This window comes from Pseudomonas sp. MM213 (assembly GCF_020423045.1).
In the GTDB taxonomy this organism is placed as follows: domain Bacteria; phylum Pseudomonadota; class Gammaproteobacteria; order Pseudomonadales; family Pseudomonadaceae; genus Aquipseudomonas; species Aquipseudomonas migulae.
On the sequence record NZ_CP081943.1, the window covers coordinates 2,382,870 to 2,409,215 of the forward strand.

29 protein-coding genes are annotated in these 26,346 nt (G+C 60.5%); 14 read left to right on the forward strand and 15 right to left on the reverse strand.

Annotation, left to right across the window (positions count from 1 at the left end):
* Window positions 1–283 precede the first annotated feature (283 nt).
* Entirely contained in the window at window positions 284–1,075 is a 792-nt protein-coding gene (locus K5R88_RS10815; protein ID WP_226299935.1) for a crotonase/enoyl-CoA hydratase family protein, read from the forward strand.
* Between the two features lie 127 nt (window positions 1,076–1,202).
* On the opposite strand, the gene K5R88_RS10820 is transcribed toward K5R88_RS10815, so the two are convergent.
* A complete protein-coding gene (locus K5R88_RS10820; protein WP_008040534.1) occupies window positions 1,203–1,958 on the reverse strand; it encodes a spermidine synthase in 756 nt (251 codons plus the stop codon).
* A gap of 149 nt (window positions 1,959–2,107) precedes the next feature.
* Here K5R88_RS10820 and K5R88_RS10825 point away from each other — a divergent pair, with 149 nt between their 5' ends.
* Window positions 2,108–3,454, forward strand: a complete 1,347-nt coding sequence (locus K5R88_RS10825; protein WP_008031425.1) for a class II 3-deoxy-7-phosphoheptulonate synthase — start codon at window positions 2,108–2,110, stop codon at window positions 3,452–3,454.
* A 104-nt stretch (window positions 3,455–3,558) separates the two neighbouring features.
* Here the strand turns inward: K5R88_RS10825 and K5R88_RS10830 are convergent, their stop codons facing one another.
* Together K5R88_RS10830 and K5R88_RS10835 are read right to left on the reverse strand one after the other, a co-directional pair.
* Window positions 3,559–4,788: a winged helix-turn-helix domain-containing protein gene (locus tag K5R88_RS10830; RefSeq protein WP_226299936.1), complete on the reverse strand. Its 1,230-nt coding sequence runs from the start codon at window positions 4,786–4,788 to the stop codon at window positions 3,559–3,561.
* Window positions 4,789–4,852: 64 nt separating this feature from the next.
* Window positions 4,853–5,068: a DUF1127 domain-containing protein gene (locus tag K5R88_RS10835; RefSeq protein WP_008031420.1), complete on the reverse strand. Its 216-nt coding sequence runs from the start codon at window positions 5,066–5,068 to the stop codon at window positions 4,853–4,855.
* A gap of 96 nt (window positions 5,069–5,164) precedes the next feature.
* Here K5R88_RS10835 and K5R88_RS10840 point away from each other — a divergent pair, with 96 nt between their 5' ends.
* Entirely contained in the window at window positions 5,165–6,019 is an 855-nt protein-coding gene (locus tag K5R88_RS10840) for a LysR substrate-binding domain-containing protein (protein ID WP_008031417.1), read from the forward strand.
* Here the strand turns inward: K5R88_RS10840 and K5R88_RS10845 are convergent.
* The gene (locus K5R88_RS10845) at window positions 6,009–6,758 is read right to left on the reverse strand and encodes a sulfite exporter TauE/SafE family protein (protein WP_032832543.1); all 750 of its coding nucleotides are present in this window, start codon (window positions 6,756–6,758) and stop codon (window positions 6,009–6,011) included. The genes K5R88_RS10840 and K5R88_RS10845 overlap by 11 nt on opposite strands.
* 110 nt (window positions 6,759–6,868) lie before the next feature.
* Here K5R88_RS10845 and K5R88_RS10850 point away from each other — a divergent pair, with 110 nt between their 5' ends.
* The 4 genes from K5R88_RS10850 (at window position 6,869) to K5R88_RS10865 (ending at window position 10,155) form a co-directional block, all read left to right on the forward strand.
* On the forward strand, window positions 6,869–7,825 hold the full coding sequence (locus K5R88_RS10850; RefSeq protein WP_008031414.1) for a LysR family transcriptional regulator: 957 nt from the start codon (window positions 6,869–6,871) through the stop codon (window positions 7,823–7,825).
* A gap of 69 nt (window positions 7,826–7,894) precedes the next feature.
* Window positions 7,895–8,356: a MarR family winged helix-turn-helix transcriptional regulator gene (locus K5R88_RS10855; protein WP_008031411.1), complete on the forward strand. Its 462-nt coding sequence runs from the start codon at window positions 7,895–7,897 to the stop codon at window positions 8,354–8,356.
* A gap of 330 nt (window positions 8,357–8,686) precedes the next feature.
* Window positions 8,687–9,106 (forward strand): organic hydroperoxide resistance protein, encoded by a 420-nt coding sequence (locus tag K5R88_RS10860; RefSeq protein ID WP_008031409.1) that lies wholly within the window; start codon window positions 8,687–8,689, stop codon window positions 9,104–9,106.
* 32 nt (window positions 9,107–9,138) lie between these two features.
* On the forward strand, window positions 9,139–10,155 hold the full coding sequence (locus K5R88_RS10865) for an alpha/beta hydrolase (protein WP_226299937.1): 1,017 nt from the start codon (window positions 9,139–9,141) through the stop codon (window positions 10,153–10,155).
* A 182-nt stretch (window positions 10,156–10,337) separates the two neighbouring features.
* Here K5R88_RS10865 and K5R88_RS10870 read toward each other — a convergent pair whose 3' ends face one another.
* Together K5R88_RS10870 and earP are read right to left on the reverse strand one after the other, a co-directional pair.
* Complete coding sequence (locus K5R88_RS10870) at window positions 10,338–10,907, reverse strand: elongation factor P (RefSeq protein WP_075949301.1); 570 nt, start codon at window positions 10,905–10,907, stop codon at window positions 10,338–10,340.
* Between the two features lie 48 nt (window positions 10,908–10,955).
* Window positions 10,956–12,113 (reverse strand): elongation factor P maturation arginine rhamnosyltransferase EarP, encoded by a 1,158-nt coding sequence (gene earP / locus K5R88_RS10875; RefSeq protein ID WP_226299938.1) that lies wholly within the window; start codon window positions 12,111–12,113, stop codon window positions 10,956–10,958.
* Between the two features lie 124 nt (window positions 12,114–12,237).
* Between earP and K5R88_RS10880 the strand changes: the two genes are divergently transcribed.
* Both K5R88_RS10880 and K5R88_RS10885 read left to right on the forward strand, forming a co-directional pair.
* The gene (locus K5R88_RS10880; RefSeq protein ID WP_008040529.1) at window positions 12,238–12,648 is read left to right on the forward strand and encodes a hypothetical protein; all 411 of its coding nucleotides are present in this window, start codon (window positions 12,238–12,240) and stop codon (window positions 12,646–12,648) included.
* Window positions 12,649–12,650: 2 nt separating this feature from the next.
* The gene (locus tag K5R88_RS10885; protein WP_226299939.1) at window positions 12,651–13,133 is read left to right on the forward strand and encodes a GreA/GreB family elongation factor; all 483 of its coding nucleotides are present in this window, start codon (window positions 12,651–12,653) and stop codon (window positions 13,131–13,133) included.
* 7 nt (window positions 13,134–13,140) lie between these two features.
* On the opposite strand, the gene cysB is transcribed toward K5R88_RS10885, so the two are convergent.
* The 5 genes from cysB to K5R88_RS10910 all read right to left on the reverse strand — a co-directional run bounded on the left by cysB (window position 13,141) and on the right by K5R88_RS10910 (window position 17,097).
* Window positions 13,141–14,115 carry an HTH-type transcriptional regulator CysB gene (gene cysB, locus K5R88_RS10890; protein ID WP_008031398.1) on the reverse strand — a complete coding sequence of 325 codons (975 nt, stop codon included), beginning with the start codon at window positions 14,113–14,115 and terminating at the stop codon, window positions 13,141–13,143.
* A gap of 113 nt (window positions 14,116–14,228) precedes the next feature.
* Window positions 14,229–14,732: a universal stress protein gene (locus K5R88_RS10895; protein WP_008031396.1), complete on the reverse strand. Its 504-nt coding sequence runs from the start codon at window positions 14,730–14,732 to the stop codon at window positions 14,229–14,231.
* 94 nt (window positions 14,733–14,826) lie between these two features.
* A complete protein-coding gene (locus tag K5R88_RS10900; RefSeq protein ID WP_008031392.1) occupies window positions 14,827–15,732 on the reverse strand; it encodes a 5'-nucleotidase in 906 nt (301 codons plus the stop codon).
* Window positions 15,733–15,757: 25 nt separating this feature from the next.
* Window positions 15,758–16,714, reverse strand: coding sequence for a putative 2-dehydropantoate 2-reductase (locus K5R88_RS10905; RefSeq protein ID WP_223449371.1), 957 nt, complete (start codon window positions 16,712–16,714; stop codon window positions 15,758–15,760).
* A complete protein-coding gene (locus tag K5R88_RS10910) occupies window positions 16,711–17,097 on the reverse strand; it encodes a thioredoxin family protein (protein ID WP_032832541.1) in 387 nt (128 codons plus the stop codon). The genes K5R88_RS10905 and K5R88_RS10910 overlap by 4 nt, the downstream gene beginning before the upstream one ends.
* On the opposite strand from K5R88_RS10910, the gene K5R88_RS10915 reads away from it, so the two are divergent.
* Together K5R88_RS10915 and K5R88_RS10920 are read left to right on the forward strand one after the other, a co-directional pair.
* Window positions 17,096–17,539 (forward strand): PilZ domain-containing protein, encoded by a 444-nt coding sequence (locus tag K5R88_RS10915; RefSeq protein WP_008031388.1) that lies wholly within the window; start codon window positions 17,096–17,098, stop codon window positions 17,537–17,539. The genes K5R88_RS10910 and K5R88_RS10915 overlap by 2 nt on opposite strands.
* Before the next feature lie 162 nt (window positions 17,540–17,701).
* Window positions 17,702–18,778 (forward strand): 3-deoxy-7-phosphoheptulonate synthase, encoded by a 1,077-nt coding sequence (locus K5R88_RS10920; RefSeq protein WP_008031386.1) that lies wholly within the window; start codon window positions 17,702–17,704, stop codon window positions 18,776–18,778.
* A gap of 60 nt (window positions 18,779–18,838) precedes the next feature.
* Here the strand turns inward: K5R88_RS10920 and K5R88_RS10925 are convergent, their stop codons facing one another.
* Window positions 18,839–19,126 (reverse strand): GNAT family N-acetyltransferase, encoded by a 288-nt coding sequence (locus K5R88_RS10925; RefSeq protein ID WP_008031384.1) that lies wholly within the window; start codon window positions 19,124–19,126, stop codon window positions 18,839–18,841.
* Between the two features lie 644 nt (window positions 19,127–19,770).
* Here K5R88_RS10925 and oprI point away from each other — a divergent pair.
* Complete coding sequence (gene oprI, locus K5R88_RS10930; protein ID WP_003172710.1) at window positions 19,771–20,022, forward strand: outer membrane lipoprotei OprI; 252 nt, start codon at window positions 19,771–19,773, stop codon at window positions 20,020–20,022.
* Between the two features lie 122 nt (window positions 20,023–20,144).
* On the opposite strand, the gene K5R88_RS10935 is transcribed toward oprI, so the two are convergent.
* From K5R88_RS10935 to K5R88_RS10945, 3 genes are all read right to left on the reverse strand, one after another.
* Window positions 20,145–21,116: a L,D-transpeptidase family protein gene (locus tag K5R88_RS10935; protein ID WP_223449374.1), complete on the reverse strand. Its 972-nt coding sequence runs from the start codon at window positions 21,114–21,116 to the stop codon at window positions 20,145–20,147.
* Window positions 21,117–22,170: 1,054 nt separating this feature from the next.
* A complete protein-coding gene (locus tag K5R88_RS10940; protein ID WP_003226812.1) occupies window positions 22,171–22,464 on the reverse strand; it encodes a hypothetical protein in 294 nt (97 codons plus the stop codon).
* 56 nt (window positions 22,465–22,520) lie between these two features.
* Window positions 22,521–23,126, reverse strand: coding sequence for an arylesterase (locus K5R88_RS10945; protein ID WP_008041183.1), 606 nt, complete (start codon window positions 23,124–23,126; stop codon window positions 22,521–22,523).
* Between the two features lie 10 nt (window positions 23,127–23,136).
* Here K5R88_RS10945 and K5R88_RS10950 point away from each other — a divergent pair, with 10 nt between their 5' ends.
* Entirely contained in the window at window positions 23,137–23,820 is a 684-nt protein-coding gene (locus K5R88_RS10950; protein ID WP_226299940.1) for an ABC transporter ATP-binding protein, read from the forward strand.
* Window positions 23,820–26,324 carry an ABC transporter permease gene (locus K5R88_RS10955; protein ID WP_226299941.1) on the forward strand — a complete coding sequence of 835 codons (2,505 nt, stop codon included), beginning with the start codon at window positions 23,820–23,822 and terminating at the stop codon, window positions 26,322–26,324. The genes K5R88_RS10950 and K5R88_RS10955 overlap by 1 nt, the downstream gene beginning before the upstream one ends.
* The last annotated feature ends 22 nt before the right edge of the window (window positions 26,325–26,346 follow it).

A 26,346-nucleotide genomic window follows, 5' to 3' on the forward strand; every position in this document is an offset into this window, starting at 1 on the left:
GGACGTGCAGCCGAAGCTGACTTCGGGGAATTGCGCTACCTAAACGCGGCCCGGTTAAAGGCCGGCGCGCACTATACCGGAATTCGCCCAAAAAGGGAGCATTATTTGTCGGAAAACTGACGGATACACCGTTGTGTCACAGGCTTTGCGGATAATCGTGCGACGGTCTATTTTTCAAAGGCCCGGCCCTGCTGGGGATGGCGCTAAAACGGTTCACCGTTGTGACTCGGACCTGCGGCCTCGCCTCCCCCTTCAAACCCCTTCCCGCCCGAGGAATTGTTCGATGAATCAACCTGTTACCAGCCGTGTGACCTGCGAAAGGCGCGGCCATGTCCTGTTGATCGGCCTGGATCGGGTGGCCAAGCGCAATGCCTTCGACCTCGACCTGCTCAACGCACTCAGCCTGGCCTACGGTGAGTTCGAGGCTGACAGCGAAGCGCGGGTGGCGGTGGTGTTCGGCCATGGCGAGCATTTCACCGCCGGGCTTGACCTGGTCAGCGCCAGTTCGGCCCTGGCCGAGGGCTGGCAGGCACCGCCCGGCGGCTGCGATCCGTGGGGCGTGTTCGCGGGTCCGCGAGTCAGCAAACCGGTGATCGTCGCCGCGCAAGGTTATTGCCTGACCATCGGCATTGAGCTGATGCTCGCCGCCGACATCAACCTCTGCGCCAGTAACACCCGGTTTGCCCAGAAAGAAGTGCAGCGCGGGATTTTCCCGTTTGGCGGGGCCACATTGCGCCTTCATCAAGTCGCCGGTTGGGGCAATGCGATGCGCTGGTTGCTGACCGGGGATGAATTCGATGCGCATGACGCGTTGCATCTGGGGTTGGTGCAGGAAGTCATGGCCAGCGAGGATTTGCTGCTCCGGGCGATCGAGCTGGCAGAGCGGATTGCCCGGCAGGCGCCGCTGGGGGTTCAGGCAACGTTGATGTCGGCGCGGCAGGCGCGTTATGAGGGCGAAACAGCCGCAGCGCTGGGGTTGCCGCCGCTGGTGAAGAAGTTGTTGGCGAGTGAGGATGCGAAGGAAGGCGTGCGGTCGATGGTTGAGAAGCGGCCCGGCATTTTCAAAGGGGTTTGAGGTTTGTGGCGAGGCGGATATTGCCTTCGCGGGCAAGCCTCGCTCCTACAGGGAAATGCGCACCCTTGTAGGAGCGAGCGGTGCGACGATTCGACTTGCCCGCGAAGAGGCCCTAAAGAACAACAAATCAAGTAGCCGGGCGAATCGCCTTGATCAACGACTGCAACGAATACCCCAACCGTGGCGCCAGCCCTTCGGCCCGCGCAACCAACCCATCCATGTCCAGTTCCTGATCCAGCTCCGACGGCACGAGCAGAATCACATTGCCCTCCTTCACCGGCAACTCCCAGTAATGCCGGTGATAGAGCCCACGCAACAGCGCCGCGCCCAACGGTTTGCCATCATCGGTGGCCCACTGGTTGATCACCAGCCAGCCGCCCGGATTCAGGCGTTTCTGACAGTTTTCCAGAAAACTCCAGGCCAGATGCCCGACACCCGGCCCGACATCGGTATAAAGGTCGACAAAAATCAGGTCGGCCGGCTCGGCGGTATCGAGCAGCTCCAGCGCATCGCCGACACGGATGTACAGCCGCGGATCATCATCCAGCCCCAGGTATTCGATGGCCAGGCGCGGCACATCGGGCCGCAGTTCGATGGCTTCGACATCTTCCAGCGGCAAGAACTTCAGGCAAGCCTGAGTCAGCGTGCCGGCACCGAGGCCGAGGAACAGCGCGCTTTCCGGTTGCTCGTGGCACAACGCGCCAATCAGCATGGCACGGGTGTAATCGTATTCGAGCCAGCTCGGGTCGGCGGTGAACACGCAGCTCTGTTCGATGGCATCACCGAACTCGAGAAAACGGTAATCGGCCACTTCCAGTACGCGAATCACGCCGAACTCGTCCTGTACCTCGGCGAGCAGATGCTCGACGCGCTCCTCAGTCATTTCGTCTCCAGATCGTCACCGGGCCCGGCAACGCAATGCACCGCAACATCAGGCGGCAAAGGCGCGATTGTCCGCGAAGCGACGGGAACAGGTCACGCACTAATTTGCTGATAACATGAACGTCCGAGCGTAAAACAACCGAGACCGTGATGAGCCAACCCTGGAGCCCTGACAGCTGGCGCGCCCTGCCGATCCAGCAACAACCCCACTACCCCGACGCGGCGCATTTGCTGCACGTCGAGCAAACCCTGGCGAGTTATCCGCCGCTGGTGTTTGCCGGTGAAGCCCGGGAGTTGCGACGTCAGTTTGCCGAAGTGACCCAGGGCCGCGCATTTCTGTTGCAGGGCGGCGATTGCGCCGAAAGCTTCGCCGAGTTCTCTGCCGCGAAAATCCGCGACACCTTTAAAGTGCTGCTGCAAATGGCCATCGTCATGACCTTCGCCGCCGGTTGCCCGGTGGTCAAGGTCGGGCGCATGGCCGGTCAGTTCGCCAAACCGCGTTCGGCCAACGACGAAACCATCGACGGCGTGACCCTGCCCGCCTACCGTGGCGACATCGTCAACGGCATCGGCTTCGACGAAAAAAGCCGTGTGCCGGACCCGGAGCGTCTGCTCCAGTCCTATCACCAGTCCACCGCGACCCTGAACCTGCTGCGCGCCTTCGCCCAGGGCGGCTTTGCCGACCTGCATCAGGTGCACAAGTGGAACCTGGACTTCATCGCCAACTCGGCGCTGGCGGAAAAATACAGCCACCTCGCCGATCGCATCGATGAAACCCTGGCGTTCATGCGCGCCTGCGGCATGGACAGCTCGCCACAACTGCGCGAAACCAGTTTCTTCACCGCCCACGAAGCGCTGCTGCTGAACTACGAAGAAGCCTTCGTGCGTCGCGACAGCCTGACCAACGATTACTACGATTGCTCGGCGCACATGTTGTGGATCGGCGACCGCACCCGTCAGCTCGACGGCGCTCACGTCGAATTCCTGCGCGGGGTGAACAACCCGATCGGGGTCAAGGTCGGCCCGAGCATGAACCCGGAAGACTTGATTCGCCTGATCGACGTGCTCAACCCGGACAACGATCCAGGTCGCTTGAACCTGATCGCACGAATGGGCGCGAACAAGGTTGGCGATCATTTGCCGCAACTGATCCGCGCGGTGCAGCGTGAAGGCAAGCAGGTGCTTTGGAGTTCCGATCCGATGCACGGCAACACCATCAAGGCCAGCAGCGGCTACAAGACCCGCGACTTTGCGCAGATTCTTGGCGAGGTGAAGCAGTTCTTCCAGGTGCACGAAGCCGAAGGCACCTATGCCGGCGGCATTCACATCGAGATGACCGGGCAGAATGTCACCGAGTGCATTGGTGGTGCGCGACCGATCACCGAGGACGGGTTGTCGGATCGGTATCACACCCATTGTGACCCGCGGATGAATGCGGATCAGTCGCTGGAGTTGGCGTTCCTTATTGCCGAAACCCTGAAACAAGTCCGTCGGTAAACCGTGTCGCTGCCTTCGCGGGCAAGCCTCGCTCCTACAAGGGATCGCGAACCCCTGTAGGAGCGAGCGGTGCGGCGATCCGACTTGCCCGCGAAGGCGTCAGCTCAGTCACCCTCAATCTGAGCCAATGCCACCCGCAACCGCCCCGCACTCGCCCGCGGGCAATTCAACTGCACCCGCTCCAACCCCAGCCAATCCGCCATCCGCCGCAAATTCACCGCCAACGCCAGCACCCCTTCCTCATCCAGCCCCGGCTCTTCCTCATGCACGGCATGCACCGCCAACCGCCCCAACGCCCGCTCCGCACGCAAATCCACTCGCGCAGCAATCCGCTCGTTGTATAAAAACGGCAACACGTAATAGCCGTAGACCCGCTTGTCCGGCGGCGTATAAATCTCCAGCCGATAGCGAAAATCGAACAAACGCTCGGTACGACTGCGCTCCCAGATCAGCGAATCGAAGGGTGACAGCAAGGCACTGGCCTCGACCTTGCGCGGCACTTTCGGCTCTGGCAAACAAAAGCCCGGTTGCCGCCAACCCTGGACCTCACAGGTCAGTAGCTCCCCGGCTTCCACCAGTTCCGCAAGGCGCGGCCGCGCATCACCCGGGCTGAGCCGGAAGTAATCGCGCAGGTCCTTTTCCGTCGCCACACCCAAGGCATTCGCGGCGTGCAACAGCAGCCCGCGCTGGGCCTCGTCCTCCGCGAGCAACGGCTGCTGCAGAACCGCCGAAGGAATCACCCGCTCGGGCAAATCATAGAGCCGCTCGAATCCACGCCGCCCGGCCACGGTCACTTCCCCGGCGGCGAACAACCATTCCAGCGCATGCTTTTCCGCACTCCAGTCCCACCACGGCCCTGCCCGCTCCTGACGGGTCGAAAGGCTGCCGGCACCCAGCGCGCCGAGCTCTTCAACCGAGGCCAGCACCCGCCGGACAGTGTCCTGTTGCTCACGCCCGAAACGTGCCAGTTGCTGATAGATATCTTCGCCACGACTCGCGCGCCGCATGCGCCAGCGCATCAACGGGTACATCGACAGCGGCAGCAACGAGGCTTCATGCCCCCAGTATTCGAACAGCGTGCGTCGCCGGCCCGAACTCCAGGCAGCCTGGTCGAGCAAGTCGGATGAGTAATTGCCGAGGCGGGAAAACAAGGGAAGGTAGTGCGAACGCACCAACGCATTGACCGAATCGATCTGCAAGATGCCCAGCCGCTCGATCAGGCGATTGAGCTGCACCGCTTTGATCGCCGCTGGCGGCTGGCGCCCGTTGAATCCTTGGGCGGCCAGCGCCAGGCGTCGAGCCTGTTTGATGGAAAAGGACAGCGTTGCGGGCATGAGCATCTCCTTGTCTGCTCGCAACCTACCTCACCGGGAGACGGTTTGTGTAGTTGTGGCTTACTCATTTGTGCATCGGGTCATCCCAGAATGGGCGGACGGTTTCGTGCTCGACATCTGCACGACTGAGCCCGATGTCCTTCAACGCTTCGTCGCTCATGCCCGCCAACAACTCGCGTTCACGGTGCAATTCGTACCAGCGACTGATCTTGTGCAGTAAATCCGAGACGACGTGGATGGAATGTTTCTCTACCTCGACATAACCTTTTTGACCTTTCATCTTGTTGCCCTCCGTTTGGGATGGCTCAAGTGTCACGCCGGAGCTAAGATCAATCCAACGAATGTTTCTTATGCAATACATCTCGGAGATTGATGTATGTCCGCCTTCCCAAGTATCGACACCGAAGTGCTGCGCACCTTTGTGGCCATCGCCGATCAGGGCGGTTTCACCCGCGCAGGGGAGCTGGTCAACCGCACGCAATCCGCCGTCAGCATGCAAATGAAGCGGCTGGAAGAGGACGTGTTGCAGCGCCAACTGTTCCAGCGCGACGGCCGCCAGGTGCGGCTGACCGCTGAAGGCCAGGTGCTGCTGGGTTACGCCCGGCGCATCCTCAAGTTGCACAGCGAAGTGTTCAACACCCTGCGCGAACCGCACATGGTCGGCACGGTGCGGATCGGCACGCCGGACGATTACGTGATGCGTTTTCTGCCGGGGATTCTGCGGCGATTCGCCCAGTCATATCCGCTGATCCAGATCGAGGTGCACTGCGAATCATCAAAACAATTGCTGCTACGCCAGGATCTTGATTTGTCCATCGTCACCCGCGAGCCGGGCAACGAGATCGGCCAGTTGCTGCGCAAGGAACGTTTCGTCTGGGCCGAAGCACAATGCTACAGCGCCCACGAGCAGACACCGTTGCCGCTGGCGATGTTCAACAGTGATTGTTTCTGCCGGCTGTGGGCCTGCAATGCGCTGGACGCAATGGGTCGCGACTACCGCGTTGCCTACAACAGCTCGAGCCTGTCGGCGATCATGGCGGTGGTCAGCGCCGGCCTGGCCGTCACCGCACAACTGGAAAGCCTGATCACCCCGGACATGCGCATTCTCGGTGACGCCGAAGACCTGCCCTTGCTGCCTGAAGCCAGCATCATGCTGGTGCGCAACCTGCACAATCCGTCACCGATTACCGAATGCCTGGCCGAGCACATCGTCGACGGCTTCAAACTTTAAACGCGAGCATCACCGCGCACAGCACCAGGAAGCCACAGAATAGCCCGCGCAGGAGGCGCTCCGGCATGGCGTGGGCGATCTTCACGCCCCAGCTGATGCTCAGCAGTCCACCCACGGCCAACGGCACGCCGATCATCCAGTCCACTTGATGATGCACGGCATAGGTGACCAGCGTGACGCCCGTGCTGGGCAATGCCAGTGCCAGCGACAACCCTTGGGCCACCACCTGGCTGGTGCCGAACAGGCTGGTCAGCACCGGTGTTGCCACCACCGCCCCGCCCACGCCAAACAATCCGCCCATGGTTCCGGACGCCGCGCCGAGCACACCCAGCCATGGCCAGGCGTAATTCATCTGCGAAGAAGCCGGCGCATTGGCGTAGAACATTCGCAACAGGTTGTAGGCCGACAGCGCGATCAGGAAGGCGACAAATCCGATGCGCATGGTTTGCGCATCAATGCCCACCGCCCAGATGGAGCCGGCCCAGGCAAAGCAAAACCCCATCGAGGCCAGCGGCAGCGCGTGACGCATTTCGATTTTGTTGCGCTGGTGATAACGCCATAGCGCCAGCATCACGTTAGGGACGACCATCACCAGCGCGGTGCCCTGGGCAATTTGCTGATCGAGACCGAACAACACGCCGAGCAACGGAATCGCGATCAGACCGCCGCCGATGCCAAACAAGCCGCCGAGGGTTCCCAGGGCTGCGCCAAATACCAGGTACATCAAAAACTCGATCACGGCCGATTTCCTTTTATCTCAGGCCATTCATCCTACGCAGTCGGCGCTGGCGGGGAAACGCACAGCAACGCACAATGGCTGTGCCAACTTCGCATAAGCATTGATACACCATGAACCCTAATCAATTGACCGAACAACTCGGGCTGTTCCTCGACGTGCTGGAAACCGGCAGCTTTTCCGCTGCCTCTCGCCGTCATCCACTGACCCCTTCCGCCGTGGCGCGGCGCATCGATAGCCTGGAAAGCGCAGTCGGCAGCCAGTTGTTCATTCGCAGCACCCATGCCGTCCGCGCGACCCCGGCCGGCGTGGCGTTTGCCGAGCGTGCGCGGCGGATCGTGGCGGAATTGCAACTGGCCCGCGCCGAGGCGGTGTCCCTGAGCAGTGCGCCGGAAGGCTTGATCCGGATCGACGCGCCCGCCGCGTTCGGCCGACGGCATCTGGCGCCGGTGATCGCTGATTTTCTGATGCTGTACCCCGGCCTCGACGTGCAACTGCACCTGATCGACAGTTTTGTCGACATGCAGGGTTTGAATCTGGGCAAGGTCGATCTGGTGCTGCGTGCCGGGCAAATGGCCGATACCCGGCTGGTGGCCACGCCGCTGGCGAGCATGGTGCGCATCGCCTGCGCCAGCCCTGCGTACCTTCAACGCCGTGGCGTGCCGACCGACCCGGCGCAGTTGAGTGATCACGACGGCCTCGACTGGGATGGCCTGGCGCCGCCATTTGCCTGGCGTTTCGAGCAAAACGCAGAAATGCATCTGCATCGTCCCGGGCGCATCCGCATGAGCGCCAACAATGCCGAGGCGCTGGTCTGCGGTGCGCTGGCCGGGCTCGGGATCGCGCACTTGCCGACCTGGTTGACCAGCGAATACCTGTTGCGCGGTGAACTGCTGCCGCTGTTCTGTGAACACGGCCTGCCACCGCCGGAAACCACCGGCATCTATGCGTTGCGTCTGGAGCAGCAACCCAACCCGAGGAGTCGTTTATTGCTGGAGTACCTGAAAGTCCGCTTCAGCCCTGTCCCGCCATGGGATCTGGCGCTGCGAACCAATCTGGACCGGCACTAGGTCAGAATTATCTGGCGCATTAAAGATTCGCCCGCTAGATTCATGAAGATCACTGATCAAGGCTTTGAGATGAACACCGAACGCGACACCACGGATAACTGCGACGACCTGTTGCTGGACAATCAGGCCTGCTTCGCCCTGCATTCCACTTCACTGCTGATGACCAAGGTCTACAAGCCGCTGCTGCAAGCGCTGGGCCTGACCTATCCGCAGTACCTGGCGATGATGGTGTTGTGGGAACGGGACGGTTTGACCGTAGGCGAAATCAGCACGCGTTTGCTGACCGATCCCGGTTCGTTGACCCCGTTGCTCAAGCGCCTGGAAGTCGAAGGCTTGCTCAGCCGCACTCGCAGCCGCGAGGACGAGCGAGTGGTGATTGTCGAGCTGACTGAACAGGGTCGCGCGTTGCGGGACAAGGCGCGCGGCGTGCCCCAGTGCATCCTCGGCGCCAGCGGCATGACGCTTGAGCGGTTGCAAAAACTGCAAGCGGAGCTGCAAGTGCTGCGTAGCAATCTGCAGGACAGCCTTTAAGCGATCACCTGATAGATCGCGTTATCGTTCTTCGCGGGCAAGCCTCGCTCCTACAGGTCATGTGCGGTCTGTAGGAGCGAGCGGTGCGGCGATCCGACTTGCCCGCGAAAGCATCCTCGACGCCACAAAAAATTCCTGCCTGTCATTCCCGCACCAAAGCCTCTACATCAAGCCTCTCCCCGCCGAATGCATACCCTGCGCATGCTTTCAGGAAAACTTTTTAAAAATTTATCTTGCGCGCTAAATATTAGCGCGATACATTCATCTCGCACTTACTTAGCGCGCAAACATTTAGCGCAAACCATCCAAACCTGAAACGAGGCCTACATCATGCAAACTCTCTACACCGCAATCGCAACCTCCACTGGCGGCCGTGACGGTCGTGCGGTTTCCAGCGACAACATCCTCGACGTCAAACTCGCCACTCCGAAAGAACTCGGCGGTGCTGGCGGCGCGGCCACCAACCCGGAACAACTGTTCGCCGCCGGTTACTCGGCCTGCTTCATCGGCGCACTGAAGTTCGTTGCCAGCCAGACCAAACGCAGCATCCCGGCCGACGCCTCGATCACTGCCCACGTCGGCATCGGCCAGATTCCTGGCGGCTTCGGTCTGGACATCGACCTGCACATCAGCCTGCCGGGTCTTGAACAAGCCGATGCGCAAACCCTGGTCGACGCGGCCCACCAGGTCTGCCCGTACTCCAACGCCACCCGCGGCAACGTCGAAGTGCGCCTGCACGTAACCGTCTAACCGTCGACTCCAAGACCGAACAGGAAACGAACATGAACACTTTCAGCAAAGTCTTGACCGGCACCCTTCTCGCCCTGTCCATCCACAGCGCATTCGCGGGCGACGGGGTTGAACACAACACCCAGGCGTTCCTCGATGTCCTGAATGCCGGCACCGGCAAACCGATGGAACAGCTTTCACCGAAAGATGCCCGGGCCATTTTGGTCGGCGCGCAAGCCGGGGTGAAACTGACGCTGCCAAAAGCGGACGTCAGCCAGAAGACCATTCAAGTCGACGGCCAACCGCTCAGCCTGACCATCGTCCGGCCGGCCGGGGTCAAAGGCGAGCTGCCGGTGTTCATGTTCTTCCACGGCGGCGGCTGGGTGCTGGGGGACTTCCCGACCCACGAGCGGCTGGTTCGGGATCTGGTCACGGGCTCGGGGGCGGCGGCGGTGTTCGTCAACTACACCCCATCACCGGAAGCGCATTACCCGGTGGCGATCAACCAGGCTTACGCGGCCACTAAATGGGTGGCCGAGCACGGCAAAGAGATCAACGTCGATGGCAAGCGACTGGCCGTGGCCGGTAACAGTGTCGGCGGCAACATGGCGGCCGTGGTTGCGCTGATGGCCAAAGACAAAGGCACCCCGGCGATCAAGTTCCAGGTGCTGTTGTGGCCGGTGACCGACGCCAGCTTTGAAACGGCGTCTTACAACCAGTTTGCCGAGGGGCACTTCCTCACCAAAAACATGATGAAGTGGTTCTGGGACAACTACACCACCGACGCCAAGCAACGTAACGAGATCTACGCTTCACCGCTGCGGGCGACCACCGCACAACTCAAGGGCCTGCCACCTGCGCTGGTGCAGACGGCCGGGGCTGATGTGCTGCGCGATGAGGGTGAAGCCTATGCGCGCAAACTGGATAAGGCGGGCGTGCCGGTCACGGCGGTGCGTTACAACGGCATGATTCACGATTATGGTTTGCTGAACGTAGTGAGCCAGGTGCCGGCGGTGCGTTCGGCGATGCTGCAAGCGTCCGAAGAACTTAAGCAACACCTGAAGAAATAACACCGCTCACCTGTAGGAGCCGGCTTGCTGCGGGCGGCGTTCCGACGATGGCGATTTTGAAGACGCCATCGCCAGCAAGCCGGCTCCTACAGGTTTTGCGGCGTTTTCCCAGTCAGCGTGTTTCTGGCAGGCACAAAAAAGCCCGACTCAATGGTCGGGCTTTTTTATTCCTGAAGCAGTGCTTATTTAGCACGGCCTTTGTAGGAACCGCCTTCGCGGGTATCGATCTCGATCATGTCGCCGATTTCGATGAAGTCAGCAACCGACAGTTCGGTACCGTTCTTCAGTTTGGCAGGCTTCATTACCTTGCCGGAAGTGTCGCCGCGAGCGGAACCTTCGGTGTAGTCAACCTGACGCACGATAGTGGTCGGCAGTTCTACGGAAACCAGACGGCCTTCGAAGAAAACGGCTTCGCAAACGTCTTCCATGCCTTCTTCGATGAACGGCAGAACGGCTTCGATATCGTCAGCGTTCAGCTCGTACATGGTGTAGTCGGAAGTGTCCATGAACGTGTAGGTGTCGCCGCTGATGAAGGACAGGGTCGCTTCTTTGCGGTCGAGGATTACGTCGTCCAGTTTGTCGTCAGCGCTGTAAACGATCTCGGTCTTGTAACCGGTCAGCAGGTTTTTCAGCTTGGTCTTCATGATCGCGCTGTTACGACCGGATTTGGTGAATTCAGCTTTCTGAACCAACCATGGATCGTTTTCGAGACGGATCACGGTACCGGGTTTCAGTTCTTTACCAGTTTTCATTGCGAATATCCGAATTTGGATGGGATTTACAAAAATCTAGGCCGCGTATCATATCCAATTTAGGTAAAACTGTACCAGCGCTGCGGCAAGATCAGCCTGCAAAGCCTGTTCCAGACACCACGCTTCGGCGTGTTTTTGCAGTTCTGGCCAGTGTTTACGGGTCGTAGCCCAATGGTCGGACATATCATGCCCGGCATTCCACTCTCGCCAAAGACCGCTGATCGCCTCGCGGGCAGGTGCAGACAGGCCTTTTGTGTAGAGCGTGAGGAAGGCTTCGAGCTTGTCCAGGTGAATGTCTTCGTCCTGCCGATAGATGTGCCAGAGCAGCGGCCGCCCTGCCCATTGCGCGCGGACAAACGAATCTTCGCCGCGCACGGCGTTGAAATCGCAGCACCAAAGCAGGTGATCGTATTGATCCTGTCGGACGAACGGCAGCACTTGCACGGTCAATGACTCGCGCACATGCACCGCGCCAGCCGCCAAACCCTCGACACCGAGCCAACGCTCGACATCACCGAGAATCCGCCCTTCGGGCACCAGCAGATGCGTGGCCACTGGATCGGCGGCCATGACATCCAGCCAACTGGCCAGGCCGGCATTTTCGTAGGCGAACAGCGAAATCAACTGCGCGCCTTGCGCCCGATCAATCCCTAAACCTTGCAGGAATGCGCGCTGAGCCTCGGGGTCTTGCTGAAACTGCCGACGCCGTTCCAGCAATCCGCTTTCACGCAGCAAGCCACCGGTGCCTTTTTGGAACCCCGGAAAGAAAAAGAATTTCTGCACGTTTTTGTACTTCACCGACGGCAAGCCGTGGCAGCCAACGACCCAGTCTTCTGCGCTCAGGTAGTCGAGGTTCAACCACAGCGGCGGTTTCTCCCGCGCCGCCATGGCCTCCATGTAAGCACTCGGCAACTGGCAGGCGAACGCGGCGATCACCACATCAGCCGCGTCAGTCGGCTGCCAGTCGGCTGTCCACTGACGCACCTCGACCCCCTCCTGCCACTGCTGTGAAAGGTTGAGATCAATGGCTGGGCACAAACGCTCGAAGGCCCGCAAATCATCGACCCACAAACGCACGTCCATCGCATGTTCGGCCACCAATTGGCGGGCCAGGCGCCAGGTCACACCGATGTCGCCAAAGTTATCGACCACGGTGCAAAAAATATCCCAGCGCCTGCGGTTTTTCATTTGAGGCATTTCAGGCATTCCAGGCTCCCGTTGGCAAAGGCGCCGATTGTCCGCATAAATTACCCCGTGCAGAAGAGCCGACGGCGATTAATCTTCATGCGACAATCGCCACTCGCCCGCGACCACCCGCCAGGAGGCAGTCATGCCCTACCGTCCCAATCCGCGCCGCCGCTTGCCGATCCAGCTTAATGCCCTGCAACTGACGGGCAGTATCGCCCTCGGATTGTGGCTGGGTTTCCTCGCGATCGCACTGACCTGCTGGCTCGCCTCGCGCCTGTTGTTCAGCGAGCAACTGGCGCCCGTCGCGCAAGCGGTGGAGCAATTGGCCAAGCCGCCGGTAGTGGTGCAACCGGTGCCGGACATTCCGCCGCAGAGCCCGATGTTCCAGCAGTACGAAGAGAACCTGCGCAAGAACGAACAGGCACAACGGCTGGATCAGGCGCGCAGCAGCAACCGCAATCTGTCGAACCCCAATTGCCAGTTCTGGCTGCAACAGGACCGCACCGCACCGAGCGAAAAAAGCCGCGCCAATGTCCTGCAATTCTGCGATTGATCATGAATAAGCAAACCGTCCACCAACTGATTATCGACAAGCTGCGGATCGATCTCGACATTGCCGAGCGTGCCGCGCAAACCGCTTACGAAACGGCGACCCACGAAGAAAACGTCGCCGAAAACAAGTACGACACCCTGGGCCTGGAGGCGTCATATCTGGCAGCCGGGCAGGCAAAGCGCGTGGAGGAAATCAGGCAGTCACTGACGCTGTGCCAGAACCTGACGCTGCGGCCTTATGACGATCAGCGCGGCATCGAAGTCGGCGCCCTGCTCGGTCTTGAAGACGAAAAGGGACGTGAGCAATGGCTGTTCCTGGCGCCCGACGCGGCGGGTTTGAAGGTCGATCTGGTGGGGCAATGGATTACCGTCATCACCCCTCGCTCGCCGCTGGGCAAAAGCCTGCTGGGCAAGTTCGAGGGGGACGAGGTGGAGATTCTGGTGGCGGGTGCTCGGCAACAGTTTTCTGTTACCGAGGTGGTTTAGCGGGAGATCAATGAACCGGCAGTTCGACGCCGTCGAACAGCTCTTCCAGTTCCTGCTTGTTGTGGCACTGAATGGCTTTGGCCATGACTTCGCGGGTCAGGTGCGGGGCGAACTTCTCGATGAAGTCGCACATGAAGCCACGCAGGAAGGTGCCGCGACGGAAACCGATTTTGGTGATGCTGGATTCGAACAATTCGCTGGCATCGAGCACCACCAGGTCATTATCGAGTTTGGTATCGACCGCCATTTTCGCCACGATGCCCACGCCCAACCCCAGGCGAACGTAAGTCTTGATCACGTCGGCGTCGGCGGCGGTGAACACCACTTTCGGCGTCAGGCCACGATGGCTGAAGGCTTCGTCGAGTTTCGAACGGCCGGTGAAACCGAACACGTAAGTCACGATCGGGTATTCGGCCAGCGCTTCGAGGGTCAGCTTCGACAGCTTGGTCAACGGGTGGCCCTGAGGCACGACCACGCAGCGGTTCCAGCGGTAGCACGGCATCATCACCAGATCACCGAACAGCTCCAGCGCTTCAGTCGCGATGGCGAAATCAACGGTGCCGTCAGCGGCCATTTCGGCGATCTGCATCGGCGAACCCTGGTGCATGTGCAGCGCAACGTCCGGGTATTGCTTGATGAAATTGCTGATCACCGGCGGCAACGCATAACGCGCCTGGGTGTGCGTGGTGGCGATCGACAGGGTGCCTTTCTTCTCGTTGGAGAATTCCTGGGCGATCTGCTTGATGCTTTCAACCTTGCGCAGGATCTCGCCGGCGGTGGTGATGATGCGCTCGCCGGCCGGGGTGACGCGGGTCAGGTGCTTGCCGCTGCGAGCAAAAACCTCGACGCCCAATTCGTCTTCCAGCAGACGGATCTGCTTGCTGATGCCCGGTTGCGAGGTGTAAAGGCTTTGGGCTGTAGCGGAAACGTTGAGGTCGTGGTGCGCCACTTCCCAGATGTAGCGCAATTGTTGAAGCTTCATATGAATCCCTCAAAGCAAGTAGACGCCACGGGCATCAGCGACGGTATATAACTATATTAATGGTTTGAAGAATAAATCTAGAACTTTTTTATCAAACTGCCACTATTCGTGGACTAGCGGTCCCCTTGGCGACGGCGTTCCACCAGCGGCACCAGATAGACCGGGACCCGAGCCAACTGCAACACCCGCGCTGCGGTCCGCCCCAAAGGCGTTTCCGCGCCAGCACCATGGCTATGACTACCTACGATCAACAAATCCACGGAGAGTTTCTGCGCCTGTTCGAGAATCACCTGCGACGGATCACCCTGAAGCACCCGCACCGCTTGTATCCGCTCCAGATCCTGCTCCCCTTCATCCCCCAGTTCTTCACGAAAACTGTCGAGCACGCGCTGCTCGATATTGGCGATCACGGTGTTCAGGCCCTGACTGTGAAACTCGTTCAGCGCCTGCTCATCGAGGTAACTCTGAAGCACCGATTCGGCAAACAGCCCCATGGGTTCAACCGCGTGCACCACATACAGGTCGGCATTGAATGTTCGAGCCAGCTCCAGGGCATGCTGCATCACCAAAGGGGCGTACAGGCCGAGGTCAGTGGCATAGAGCATCGAACGAATCATATGACCTCCTCGAGTGCCAACATGGCGGAGATTGATTCAGCTTAGCAGTGCCTTGGCGAGTGCGACGTCCCGCGTAACGCGTTGAACGGCGGGCTTAAACCTTTTGCTCATTGCTTATGCCATGCGGCACATGGCCGGTAGCGACCACCTCGCGAGCCAACTCGCAATGGCCGGCCTGATCGTCGAAAAACACGTCAGCGGCAAAGGCTTCAAGGAAAGCGGACTTGGTCAAGCCACCCAGAAACAGCGATTCGTCCAAGCGAATATCCCACTCGCGCAGGGTCCGAATCACCCGTTCATGAGCCGGTGCGGAACGCGCGGTGACCAGCGCGGTACGGATCGGACAGTCGTCCTCCGGGAACTCGCGCTGCAACAGATTGAGCGCCGCGAGAAAGCCTTTGAACGGCCCACCGCGCAGGGGTTCGCGGGCGCTTTCGCGTTCGCTGGCCTGGAACGCTTCAAGGCCGCCCGCCTGATAAACCCGCTCCGACTCGTCGGAAAACAGCACGGCGTCACCGTCGAAGGCAATCCGCAACTCATCGCTGGCCGCACGGCTGGCGCCGCCCGACAGAATGGTCGCCGCCGCGAACCCGGCATCCAGTGCGCTGCGCACGTCTTCGGCATGGGTCGAGAGGAACAGGTCGCAGCCAAACGCCTTGAGGTACGGATAGGGACTGCGCCCGCCGACAAATGCCGCGCGCGAAATCGCCAGCCCGTAATGGTGAATCGAGTTGAACACCCGCAGCCCGGTGTCGGCGCTGTTGCGCGACACCAGGATCACCTCGACCCTGGCCCGGCCGAGGCTGGCGTTCAGGTTCAGGAGTTTTTCAACGAGAGGGAATGCGTCGCCGGGCTCGAGGATTTCGTCTTCGTGTTCGATCTGATATTGCCGATAGGCCTCGACGCCGCTCGACAGATAAACCTTGTGGCTTTCGCTCAGGTCGAACAGCGCACGCGAAGAAATCGCCAGTACCAGTTTGTCGTCAATCGTCTTTGCCATGCCCTTCCCCCTCGGGTTGATCGACTCAGGTGTTGCGTCGATCGATAAAACTCAAACTGCGATACAACGCGTCGATTCGCGGCAATTCGCACCCGGCAGCCTTGGCCACCGCCAGTGGCCGGGCGTAAATGGCCGCCAGTTCCAGCGGTCGCTTGTGCAAAAAGTCGTGGTGCATGCTCGGCCAGTAGTCCGGCATTTTCTCGGTCATCATGAACAGATAATCGGCATAACCGGCCGGCATGTCGTGACCGCAGGCCTTCGCGCCCCGGACCACTTCGGCCATCAAGGCCTTGATCAGTTCGCGGCTGTCGGCGTCGGCCATCAACGCTGTGGTGCCCGCCCCAAGCAGAACCGAGAGGCCGTTGTAAGGAATATTCCAGACCAGTTTTTGCCAGCGCGCCTGTTGCAGGTTCGCCATGGCCTGGGAATCGATGCCGGCGCTGCGGAACAACCCGGCGCCCTCCTCGACAATCGCCATGCGCGCCTGCTCATCGCCAGCGGGGCCACTGTGGTAGCCGACGTTCACAGCGCCGAGGGCCTGATGGGTGATCGCGCCCGGGCCGGTGCGATGCACGCAGATCAGACAAAGCCCGCCGAGCAGGTGCAGCGTATCGGGAAGCAATGCCCGCAGACTGTCTTCGACGTCCAGGCCATTTTGCAGCAGCAATACCTTGGCATTCGGCGCTGCGGCTTGAATGATCGCCGGCGCCAGACCGGCATTGCTGGTGGTCTTGGCGCCCACCAGCAACCAGTCGCAGGGCGGCATGTCTTCGGCCGACGAATAGGCCTGAACCGGATTCAACGTCAGTGCGCCGTGCGGTGCACTGTCGACGTGAAGTCCGTGCTCGGCCACCGCCGAAAACTCGCTGCGCAGCAGAAAGTGCACATCGAAGCCGGCACGCGCCAGCATGACCCCGTAAAACCCGCCGATCGCACCGGTTCCGATAATACCGATGGTCGGTTTGGCAACTGCAGCCGTCATGGCAACTCCTCTGCTGTTCTCGTCAACGCCTGACCTACGGCCTCATTCAGCTCGGTAGCGGTCAGGCGTGATTTTAGTGCCCCGAAGAACTCACCGTCGCGCACCACAAACAGCGCCGGCAAATGAAAGACCTGATAGCGCTCGACCACCCCGCCGTTGTCCCCGGCATCGATCCAGCACAAGCGATCGACATCCAGATCGAGCCTGGGCAATTGCTCTCGGGCAAAACGGCAACTGGCGCAGCCGACGCTGGTAAAAACAACCAGCGAAACGCCGCTCATCGCCAGCAACCGTTGGTCGGCGTCGAAATCGGTCAGTGCCAATTCGACCACTATACTGGGGGAAACAATGTCAGATGGCCGACACATGGAGTCCGTGCTCATGGGACGTTTTATTCCTCATCCTGACGATGTACCCGTCGAATTAACGTTGCTAAAACCTGAGTGTATTTCACGGCAACAGCTGCACACTATCAGCCTCGGGGGCATGGCTTGCAATTACCACCGCGCCTGGCGTCACGGTACCGCGCTGGAAGTACGCATGCCGACCTTGAACCCCGATATGCGTTTTCTGGGCTACGTGGCCTGGTGCTTGCGACGCAAGCGCGGCTACCTGGTAGGCATTGCCTTTGTTGACGAGCAGATGATGTTCAGTGCCCGAATGGGCGAACAGGTGTGCCAGATCGAGCGCTACTGTCGCCTGCATGACGCCCACGACGACCTGCAGGAAACCCAGGCGCTGGCCCTCGAATGGGTCCAGCAGCACGCCGACGAGTTCTCCCACGACACGGTTCGCAAGGCATTTGCGCAGGCGGTGCTGGATTAAGGGACGTCATCAATTCGTTGCGAATGGCCCTTAAACCGCTGTCTGCCCATTGTCGAGCCACGGTGTAACGCGCTAAGGTTCCGCTCCCCGACGCGCTTAATTTGCTGTGCTCCGCCGCGCGGGTTCGCTGGCGGCCGGCACCCGTGACCTGACGAGTAAACGATGGCTGATTTACCGATCAACGACCTAAACGTCGCCTCCAACGAGACGCTGATCACTCCTGACCAGCTCAAGCGTGATATCCCTCTGAGCGACGCTGCCCTGCGCACCGTCACCAAGGGTCGCGAAGTCATTCGCAACATTCTTGATGGCACCGACCACCGCCTGTTTGTCGTCATCGGGCCGTGCTCGATCCACGACATCAAGGCTGCCCACGAATACGCCGAGCGCCTGAAAGTGCTGGCCGCGGAAGTGTCCGATACGCTGTATCTGGTCATGCGCGTGTATTTCGAGAAGCCACGCACCACCGTCGGCTGGAAAGGCTTGATCAACGACCCGTACCTGGACGACTCCTTCAAGATTCAGGACGGTCTGCACATTGGTCGTCAGTTGCTGCTGGATCTGGCCGAAATGGGCCTGCCGACCGCGACCGAAGCCCTTGACCCGATCTCTCCGCAATATTTGCAGGACCTGATCAGCTGGTCGGCCATCGGCGCGCGCACCACCGAATCCCAGACTCACCGTGAGATGGCTTCCGGCCTGTCCTCGGCGGTCGGCTTCAAGAACGGCACCGACGGCGGCCTGACCGTAGCGATCAACGCCCTGCAATCGGTTTCCAGCCCGCATCGTTTCCTGGGGATCAACCAGGAAGGTGGCGTGTCGATCGTTACCACCAAGGGCAATGCCTACGGTCACGTGGTGCTGCGCGGCGGCAACGGCAAGCCGAACTACGATTCGGTCAGCGTCGCACTGTGCGAACAAGCGCTGAACAAGGCGAAGATCAAGCCGAACATCATGGTCGACTGCAGCCACGCCAACTCCAACAAGGACCCGGCCCTGCAACCGCTGGTGATGGAGAACGTCGCCAACCAGATCCTCGAAGGCAACCGTTCGATCATCGGCCTGATGGTCGAAAGTCATCTGAACTGGGGCTGCCAGGCGATCCCGAAAGACCTCGCCGACCTGCAATACGGCGTGTCGATCACCGATGCCTGCATCGACTGGTCCGCCACCGAAAACACCTTGCGCAGCATGCACGCCAAGCTCAAGGATGTGCTGCCTAAACGTGATCGCACCTGATCACTGTTCAGCGCACACAAAAACGCCGGGCTTAACCCGGCGTTTTTTTATGCGTTCGTTTTACTGGCTCAGCTTGGCCGCATGCCGCTGGTGGCGCTCCATGTAGCGCTCCACGTAGGAACACGATGGAATCACGGTGTAGCCCATTTCCTCGGCGTACTCCAGCGCCTTCTCGGTCAAGGCTGCCGCAATGCCGCGACCACGCAATGCATTGGGCACGAAGGTGCGATAGATATCCAGAGTCTGCTTCCCCAGATCCATATAGGTCAGGTAGGCACGATGACCGTCCACATTGGTCTCGAACTGATGACCTGCCTGGTCATGGTTGATGGACAACGCCTCGCTCATCACAACTCCTCTGCGGGTCTTGAATTCTGACCCCTACCTTACCGATGTTTTTCCGGCGAAGGAACATCTACGCCACCCCCGTGCCTGAATGGACACCGAGAAGAGCTGCACCGATCTCGCGCAACCGAGCACATATCAAATAGTAGGCACCATTGGCAGAAATGCTCAAGGTGCGCTCGTCATCACGCGGGGTTGGGCGGGTGCTGCTCCGGGTTACGCAGGGACGGCTCGACCGAAGCGCTCTGCGGGTCGATAGCCTGAACATTGCCGGATGTTGAGACTTAAGACGAGCGTCCCTCTATTAAGTCACCTCAACTAGGCGAAAGAGTTTGAGAGGTGCCGCGCAAATTCCGAACAAAAGTGTAGACGAATCCATCTAGACAGACTTTAGCCAAGATGGGAAAAACAGTCCTGCCGCCGGGAACTTTTTCGTGCCAACTCGCTCAGCTCGGGCCTTGCAGCTGGATATTTTTTAATCAATCGCAAGTAAAAGTTGCTCGAAAAAGAATCAACGCCTACAATTTTTTTTGCTTCTTGCTTTACGTCAGTTTACTTACGACAAGTAATGGGTAGTATGTACGCCGGCTATTTCCTCACTCTGAGGAGACAGCTACTTTAATTGAAAGTCCTTGAAGGGGAACACGATGAACAACGTTCTGAAATTCTCTGCTCTGGCTCTGGCCGCAGTTCTGGCTACCGGTTGCAGCAGCGTATCGAAAGAAACCGAAGCACGTCTGACCGCTACTGAAGACGCAGCTGCTCGCTCCCAGGCTCGTGCAGACGAAGCTTACCGTAAAGCTGATGAAGCTCTGGCTGCTGCTCAAAAAGCACAACAGACTGCTGACGAAGCTAACGAGCGTGCTCTGCGCATGCTGGAAAAAGCTAGCCGCAAGTAATAATCCTTCGGGGTTGTTATCAAGCCGACCCATTTTTTGGGTCGGCTTTTTATTGCCCGGCGTTTGTCCAGGCAATAAAAAACCCGCCGACGCTCTCAGCGCCGGCGGGTTCTGTTCAAGCCTTACTGCAACGGATCGATCGGTGCACTCGTCACCATCGGCGCAGAAGCATTCGGCACGGCGATTTCCACCGGCAGGCCATCTTCAGCGGCAACCACATCACGCACCACATCCCAGTTCATGCGCAGGTTGTTGGTGATGTCTTCGCGCTTGAGCATCGCGTTGATCACAGCCGTGTGCTTGTCGACGACCGACGGGTTGCCCTTGTCGTCCAGCGGCGTGTGCGCTTCCAGATACACCTTGCCGCCACTTACACCGAACTTGTACGGGTCGTTGAGAATGCGCACTGACGTGCCGACCGGGACCATGCCCGCCATTTGCAGCACGTTGTTGTTGAACATGCGGAAGCAGCCGTGGCTGGTGCGCATGCCGATGCCGAACTTCTTGTTCGAACCGTGGATCAGGTAGCCCGGTGTGCCCAGGGTGAACTTGAACGGGCCCAGCGGGTTGTCCGGGCCGGCCGGCACGACGTTCGGCAGCGGATCGCCGTCAGCGGCGTGCTCGGCCTTGATCGACGCTGGCGGCGTCCAGGTCGGGTTCGGCGTCTTCGCAACGATGCTGGTGTGGGCAATCGGCGAACCCCAGCCTTCACGACCGATACCCAGCGGGAAGGTGTAGACCACGTTCCGGCCTTTCGGGAAGTAGTAGAGGCGGTATTCAGCCAGGTTGATGACGATGCCTTCACGTGGGCCTGGCGGCAGGATGAAGCGCGTCGGCAGCACGATCTCGGTGCCGGCACCCGGCAACCATGGATCGACGCCCGGGTTGGCCGCGACCATTTCCGAGTAGCCCAGATCGTAGGTGGTGCCAAGGTCGGCGAAGGTGTCTTCGTACTTGGCCTTGATCACTTGCACCTGGCCGATGATGTCTTCACCGGGCGGTGGCAGGGGTAGCTCCAATGCTGCTACGGGGCCAGCCACACAAAGGGCGGCAAGAGTCAGGCAGCGGGTGACGGCAGGAAAGCGCGGCAACATCCGGAAAATCCTTCGCATAATCGACTGGGGTTTAAGAACGCAATTGTACACTGGCGCTCTGGTATTCGGGGAGAGACACCGATAGAGCGTGAATTGGCTGCGGTATTTTTTCAGGGGGCATATCCGTTTCTGCGGTAACGGCCGCTAATGGTTCCGCTTTTACAGCGGGTCACTTGGAGAAGCGCCAAGTAACCAAGCGCTCTTGCCCCTTTCGTTCGGTGCCTCGCCATGGCTCGGCATGCCCTCGCTCCAGTCCTGCTCCGTGGGCCCGCCGCCATCGGCCATCCATGGCCGGGGGCGGCTAACCCGGCATCCATGCCGGGTTGCCCACTGCGCAGAACCTCCACTCGGCCTCTCGAGGGGGCGCTCAGATCAAAAGCGGAAGGCGAGCTAACGCTCGGCCTGATGAGTGGCGAAGATCAAAAGCGTATGGGATTCCCTGTAGGAGCCGGCTTGCCGGCGAAAAACGTCCGGACAACGCGTTTATTCAGACAGCCCGCGTTATCGTTGACGTCCATCGCCAGCAAGCTGGCTCCTACAATTTTGAATCGTGCGAACCCAATCCATTGTAGGAGCCGGCTTGCTGGCGATGGCGGTGGGTCTGTTGACGTATTTATTGACTGGATGGACGCCATCGCCAGCAAGCCGGCTCCTACAGGGGAGCGGTGTACAAATCCGGAATGAGTGAAAACATCAAAGAAGGACAACACGGACAACTGAAGAGCCAGGTCGGCTTTCAGGCCGCCTCGGCGGCTGTGGCGGTAGTCGCCCCCTCGAGAGGCCGAGTGGAGGTTCTGCGCAGTGGGCAACCCGGCATGGATGCCGGGTTAGCCGCCCCCGGCCATGGATGGCCGATGGCGGCGGGCCCACGGAGCAGGACCGGAGCGAGGGTATGCCGAGCCTAGGCGAGGCACCGAACGAAAGGGGCAAAAGCGCTTTGGTTACTTTCGCGCTTTTCGAAAGTGACTCGCTGTAAAAGCGAAACCGTCAGTGGCCGTTACCGCAAAAACGGATATGCCCCCAACCCACCCCACCCCACCCCCACATCAAGCCATCAAAGCTCGAACCGCAGCTCCGGCCAGATCGGCGAAGTACCGCGTTTTTGCGACTCCAGAATAGCCCGGCACAACGAACACAGCCGCTGGTCCTGGAACACCCGGCGATCAACGCTCGACCAGCGCGGCTGCGCGGGCAGCAGACTTCCGCACAAGGTGCGATCGGCCGAGCCGCCCAGCTCCAGCTGACGGGTCACCAGATGTACCCGCACTTCCTGGCAGGCGAACAGATCCAGCTGTTCGTCAGGCTCGATCAGTTGATAGGCAAAAAGTGACCAGGCGGGACGCGGCATCGGGGGCTCCAAATCGGGGGCGCCACCTTAGCCGAAACACCGCCGCTAGAAAAGCGTCAAAGCAGCGGTTTCAGTGTCGGCCAGACATTTTCCAGCAACTTGTCCTGAGCGCCCGCAGCCGGGTGCAGGCCGTCTGACTGCATCAGCTCAGGATGCCCGCCCACGCCCTCGAGGAAAAACGGCACCAGCGGGATTTTTTTCTCGGCGGCGACGTTGCTGAAAGCCTCAGCGAAGACCTTGTTGTAGCGCGCACCGTAGTTGGGTGGCAATTGCATGCCGAGTAGCAGCACTTTGGCACCACTGGCCTTGGAGCTGTTGATCATCGCTGCAAGGTTTTGTTGCAATTGTGTTGGCAGCATTCCACGCAGCCCGTCATTGCCACCCAACTCGAGGATCACCAACTCCGGTTTATGCTCTGCAAGCAGCGCAGGCAGGCGCGCCCGGCCTCCGGCGCTGGTGTCGCCGCTGATGGACGCATTGACCACCTTATCGTCGAAACCTTCGCGCTTGAGCCGTTGCTCAAGCAGCGACACCCACCCCTCGCGGGTATCCAGTCCGAAACCGGCGCTGATACTATCGCCAACGATCAGGACAGTACCCGCCGCTGCGTTCTGGGCCATGCACATCAAGGCCAGGCCAGCACTCAAAAACCACACTCGCATCGGATTCTCCATGGGCGCAAGCATTCTCACCGCTAAGAACCTCAGCAAAGTGGTTCCCAGCGCGGAAGGTGATCTGACTATCCTGCACGAACTCAGCCTGGAACTGAACAAGGGCGACAGCCTGGCCATCGTCGGCGCGTCCGGCTCGGGGAAATCCACCCTCCTCGGCCTGCTCGCCGGCCTCGACTTGCCGAGCAGCGGTGAAGTCACCCTCGCAGGCCAGGGCCTGAGTAATCTTGATGAAGACCAACGCGCACGCATTCGCGCCGAACACGTCGGTTTTGTCTTTCAATCATTCCAGCTGCTCGACAGCCTCAACGCCTTGGAAAACGTCATGCTGCCGCTGGAGCTCGATGGCCGCAAAGACGCCCGTGAGCGCGCCACCGAATTGCTGCAACGGGTCGGTCTGGGCCAGCGCCTGACCCACTCACCCCGCCAGCTCTCCGGTGGCGAGCAGCAACGTGTGGCGATTGCCCGTGCGTTTGCCGCCGAGCCCGATGTGCTGTTCGCCGACGAACCCACCGGCAACCTCGACAGCCACACCGGCGAGCGCATCAGCGATCTGTTGTTCGAACTGAACAAGGAACGCGGCACGACCCTGGTGCTGGTGACCCACGATGAACGCCTGGCACATCGTTGCCGGCGCCTTATCCGCCTTGAAGCCGGCCTGCTGGTCGCCCCTCTGGAGCCTTGATGGCACGCCTGCCGCTGTTGCGCCTGTTCAGTCTCGCCATCCGCCAACTGCTGCGCGACGCCCGCGCCGGTGAGTTGCGGGTGTTGTTCTTCGCTTTGCTGGTAGCGGTGGCGGCGAGTACCGCCATCGGTTACTTCGGCGCCCGCCTGAATGGCGCCATGATGCTGCGCGCCACCGAGTTTCTCGGCGCCGACCTGCTGCTCGAAGGCAGTTCGCCGGCGCGACCCGAACAGATCAAAAGCGGCACGGATCTGGGCCTCGAACATGCGCAGGTGGTGGAGTTCTCCAGCGTAATCGCCACCGACAATGGTATTCAGCTGTCCAGCATCAAGGCCGCCGACGACGTCTATCCACTGCGCGGCGAGCTGAAAAGCGCCGCCGCGCCCTTCGCTGCGGAAGAATCCGGAGGCGGACCGAAACCCGGCGAAGCCTGGGTTGAAGCACGACTGCTGACCGCGCTGGACTTGAAGATCGGCGACAGCATCGACGTCGGCATGCGCACCCTGAAACTGGCGCGTGTACTGACCTATGAACCGGATCGTGCCGGCAATTTCTACAGCCTGACGCCACGGGTGCTGATCAACCTCAGCGATCTCACGGCGACCGGCGTGGTGCAGCCCGGCAGCCGCGTCAGCTACCGCGAACTCTGGCGCGGCAAGCCCGAAGCGCTGGAAACCTACCGTCAATTGATCAAACCCGGCCTCGCCGCCAATCAACGCATTCAAGACGCCCGCGATGGCAACCGGCAGATCGGCGGCGCACTGGGCAAAGCCGAGCGCTACTTGAACATGGCGAGTCTGGTGGCGGTGCTGTTATCCGGTGTCGCAGTGGCATTGTCGGCGACGCGCTTCGCCACCCGCCGCTTCGATGCCAGTGCACTTTTGCGTTGCCTCGGGCTGTCCCGTCGGGAAACCATGGTGCTGTTCAGTTTGCAGCTGACGATTCTCGGACTGCTGGCCAGCATCAGCGGCGCCTTGCTCGGCTGGCTGGCGCAGCTCGGGCTGTTCGCGCTGCTGCATGATTTGTTGCCGACCGATGTTCCACCGGGCGGCCTGCTTCCGGCCATCGCCGGGATCGGCACCGGACTGGTGGCGCTGGCCGGTTTTGCCTTGCCGCCACTGGCTGCGTTGGGTCGGGTCCCACCTCTGCGCGTATTGCGTCGCGACATGCTGCCGATTCCTTCCAGCACCTGGATGGTCTACGGAGCTGCACTGGGCGCTCTCGGGCTGATCATGTGGCGCCTGAGCCTGGATTTGGTACTGACCTTCGCCCTGCTCGGCGGCGGCGTGATCGCGGCGCTGGTGTTGGGCGGCTTGCTGTTGCTGCTACTGAAGAGCCTGCGCCGAATGCTCGCGCGCGCTTCGTTGCCGTGGCGTCTCGGCCTGGGTCAACTGCTGCGTCATCCACTGGCGGCAGCCGGCCAATCGCTGGCCTTCGGTCTGATCCTGCTGTCCATGGCGCTGATCGCTTTGCTGCGCGGCGAATTACTGGACACCTGGCAAAACCAGTTGCCGAAAAACGCGCCGAATTACTTCGCGCTGAACATCCTGCCGGCGGAAAAACAGGCATTCACCGATCGCCTGATCGAACTGTCGGCACAATCGGCGCCGTTGTACCCGGTGGTGCCGGGGCGATTGATCAGCATCAATGGCGAACCGGTGCAGGACATCGTCAGCAAGGACTCGGCCGGTGATCGGGCGATTCAGCGCGACCTCAGCCTGACCTGGGCGGCAGACCTGCCGGCTGGAAACAAACTCACCGCAGGCAACTGGTGGGGCGATCAGGCGCCGGACGACGTTCCCGGTGTGTCGGTGGAAGGCAAAGTCGCCGAGAGCCTGAAGCTCAAGCTCGGCGATCACTTGGTCTTTACTGTCGGCGGGGTCAATCGCGAAGCGAAGGTCACCAGCCTGCGGGAGATCAACTGGGACAACTTCCAGCCGAACTTCTTCATGATTTTCCAGCCCGGCACATTGAAGGATCTGCCAGCGACCTACCTGACCAGTTTCTATCTGGCGGCGGGCCACGACCAGCAGATCGTCGACCTGTCCCGCGCCTTCCCGGCGGTGACCATTCTGCAAGTCGAAGCCTTGCTGGCGCAGCTGCGCAGCATCCTCGCCCAGGTCACCCTGGCGGTGGAATACGTGTTGTTGTTTGTGTTGGCGGCGGGGATGGCGGTGTTGTTCTCGGGCCTACAAGCCACGCTGGATGAACGCATTCGCCAAGGCGCATTGTTGCGGGCACTGGGAGCCGAGCGCCAGTTGCTGGTCAAGGCCCGACGGATCGAGTTCGGCCTGCTTGGCGCGGTCAGCGGGTTGCTGGCAGCGCTGGGCTCGGAGCTGGTGAGCCTGGTGCTGTACCGTTACGCCTTCGACTTGCCGTGGCACCCGCATCCGTGGCTGCTGGTGTTGCCACTGATCGGCGCCGTGCTGATCGGCGGTGCCGGCGTGTTTGGCACCCGGCGTGCCTTGAACGCCAGCCCCCTGACAGTCTTGCGCGAGGGTTGATAGACTCAACCCTTCTCAACCA

Bases quoted from the DNA above. Each gene is read 5' to 3' on its own strand.
- K5R88_RS10830 (WP_226299936.1), bottom strand. From the start codon at position 4,788: ATGCCCGCAACGCTGTCCTTTTCCATCAAACAGGCTCGACGCCTGGCG.
- earP (WP_226299938.1), bottom strand. From the start codon at position 12,113: ATGCCTGAAATGCCTCAAATGAAAAACCGCAGGCGCTGGGATATTTTT.
- K5R88_RS10905 (WP_223449371.1), bottom strand. From the start codon at position 16,714: ATGACGGCTGCAGTTGCCAAACCGACCATCGGTATTATCGGAACCGGT.
- K5R88_RS10920 (WP_008031386.1), top strand. From the start codon at position 17,702: ATGGCTGATTTACCGATCAACGACCTAAACGTCGCCTCCAACGAGACG.
- K5R88_RS10855 (WP_008031411.1), top strand. From the start codon at position 7,895: ATGAACACCGAACGCGACACCACGGATAACTGCGACGACCTGTTGCTG.
- K5R88_RS10880 (WP_008040529.1), top strand. From the start codon at position 12,238: ATGCCCTACCGTCCCAATCCGCGCCGCCGCTTGCCGATCCAGCTTAAT.
- K5R88_RS10885 (WP_226299939.1), top strand. From the start codon at position 12,651: ATGAATAAGCAAACCGTCCACCAACTGATTATCGACAAGCTGCGGATC.
- K5R88_RS10950 (WP_226299940.1), top strand. From the start codon at position 23,137: ATGGGCGCAAGCATTCTCACCGCTAAGAACCTCAGCAAAGTGGTTCCC.
- K5R88_RS10815 (WP_226299935.1), top strand. From the start codon at position 284: ATGAATCAACCTGTTACCAGCCGTGTGACCTGCGAAAGGCGCGGCCAT.
- K5R88_RS10835 (WP_008031420.1), bottom strand. From the start codon at position 5,068: ATGAAAGGTCAAAAAGGTTATGTCGAGGTAGAGAAACATTCCATCCAC.
- K5R88_RS10955 (WP_226299941.1), top strand. From the start codon at position 23,820: ATGGCACGCCTGCCGCTGTTGCGCCTGTTCAGTCTCGCCATCCGCCAA.
- K5R88_RS10900 (WP_008031392.1), bottom strand. From the start codon at position 15,732: ATGGCAAAGACGATTGACGACAAACTGGTACTGGCGATTTCTTCGCGT.
- K5R88_RS10935 (WP_223449374.1), bottom strand. From the start codon at position 21,116: ATGTTGCCGCGCTTTCCTGCCGTCACCCGCTGCCTGACTCTTGCCGCC.
- cysB (WP_008031398.1), bottom strand. From the start codon at position 14,115: ATGAAGCTTCAACAATTGCGCTACATCTGGGAAGTGGCGCACCACGAC.
- K5R88_RS10865 (WP_226299937.1), top strand. From the start codon at position 9,139: ATGAACACTTTCAGCAAAGTCTTGACCGGCACCCTTCTCGCCCTGTCC.
- K5R88_RS10925 (WP_008031384.1), bottom strand. From the start codon at position 19,126: ATGAGCGAGGCGTTGTCCATCAACCATGACCAGGCAGGTCATCAGTTC.
- oprI (WP_003172710.1), top strand. From the start codon at position 19,771: ATGAACAACGTTCTGAAATTCTCTGCTCTGGCTCTGGCCGCAGTTCTG.
- K5R88_RS10915 (WP_008031388.1), top strand. From the start codon at position 17,096: ATGGGACGTTTTATTCCTCATCCTGACGATGTACCCGTCGAATTAACG.
- K5R88_RS10945 (WP_008041183.1), bottom strand. From the start codon at position 23,126: ATGCGAGTGTGGTTTTTGAGTGCTGGCCTGGCCTTGATGTGCATGGCC.
- K5R88_RS10850 (WP_008031414.1), top strand. From the start codon at position 6,869: ATGAACCCTAATCAATTGACCGAACAACTCGGGCTGTTCCTCGACGTG.
- K5R88_RS10825 (WP_008031425.1), top strand. From the start codon at position 2,108: ATGAGCCAACCCTGGAGCCCTGACAGCTGGCGCGCCCTGCCGATCCAG.
- K5R88_RS10840 (WP_008031417.1), top strand. From the start codon at position 5,165: ATGTCCGCCTTCCCAAGTATCGACACCGAAGTGCTGCGCACCTTTGTG.
- K5R88_RS10940 (WP_003226812.1), bottom strand. From the start codon at position 22,464: ATGCCGCGTCCCGCCTGGTCACTTTTTGCCTATCAACTGATCGAGCCT.
- K5R88_RS10910 (WP_032832541.1), bottom strand. From the start codon at position 17,097: ATGAGCACGGACTCCATGTGTCGGCCATCTGACATTGTTTCCCCCAGT.
- K5R88_RS10820 (WP_008040534.1), bottom strand. From the start codon at position 1,958: ATGACTGAGGAGCGCGTCGAGCATCTGCTCGCCGAGGTACAGGACGAG.
- K5R88_RS10895 (WP_008031396.1), bottom strand. From the start codon at position 14,732: ATGATTCGTTCGATGCTCTATGCCACTGACCTCGGCCTGTACGCCCCT.
- K5R88_RS10860 (WP_008031409.1), top strand. From the start codon at position 8,687: ATGCAAACTCTCTACACCGCAATCGCAACCTCCACTGGCGGCCGTGAC.
- K5R88_RS10870 (WP_075949301.1), bottom strand. From the start codon at position 10,907: ATGAAAACTGGTAAAGAACTGAAACCCGGTACCGTGATCCGTCTCGAA.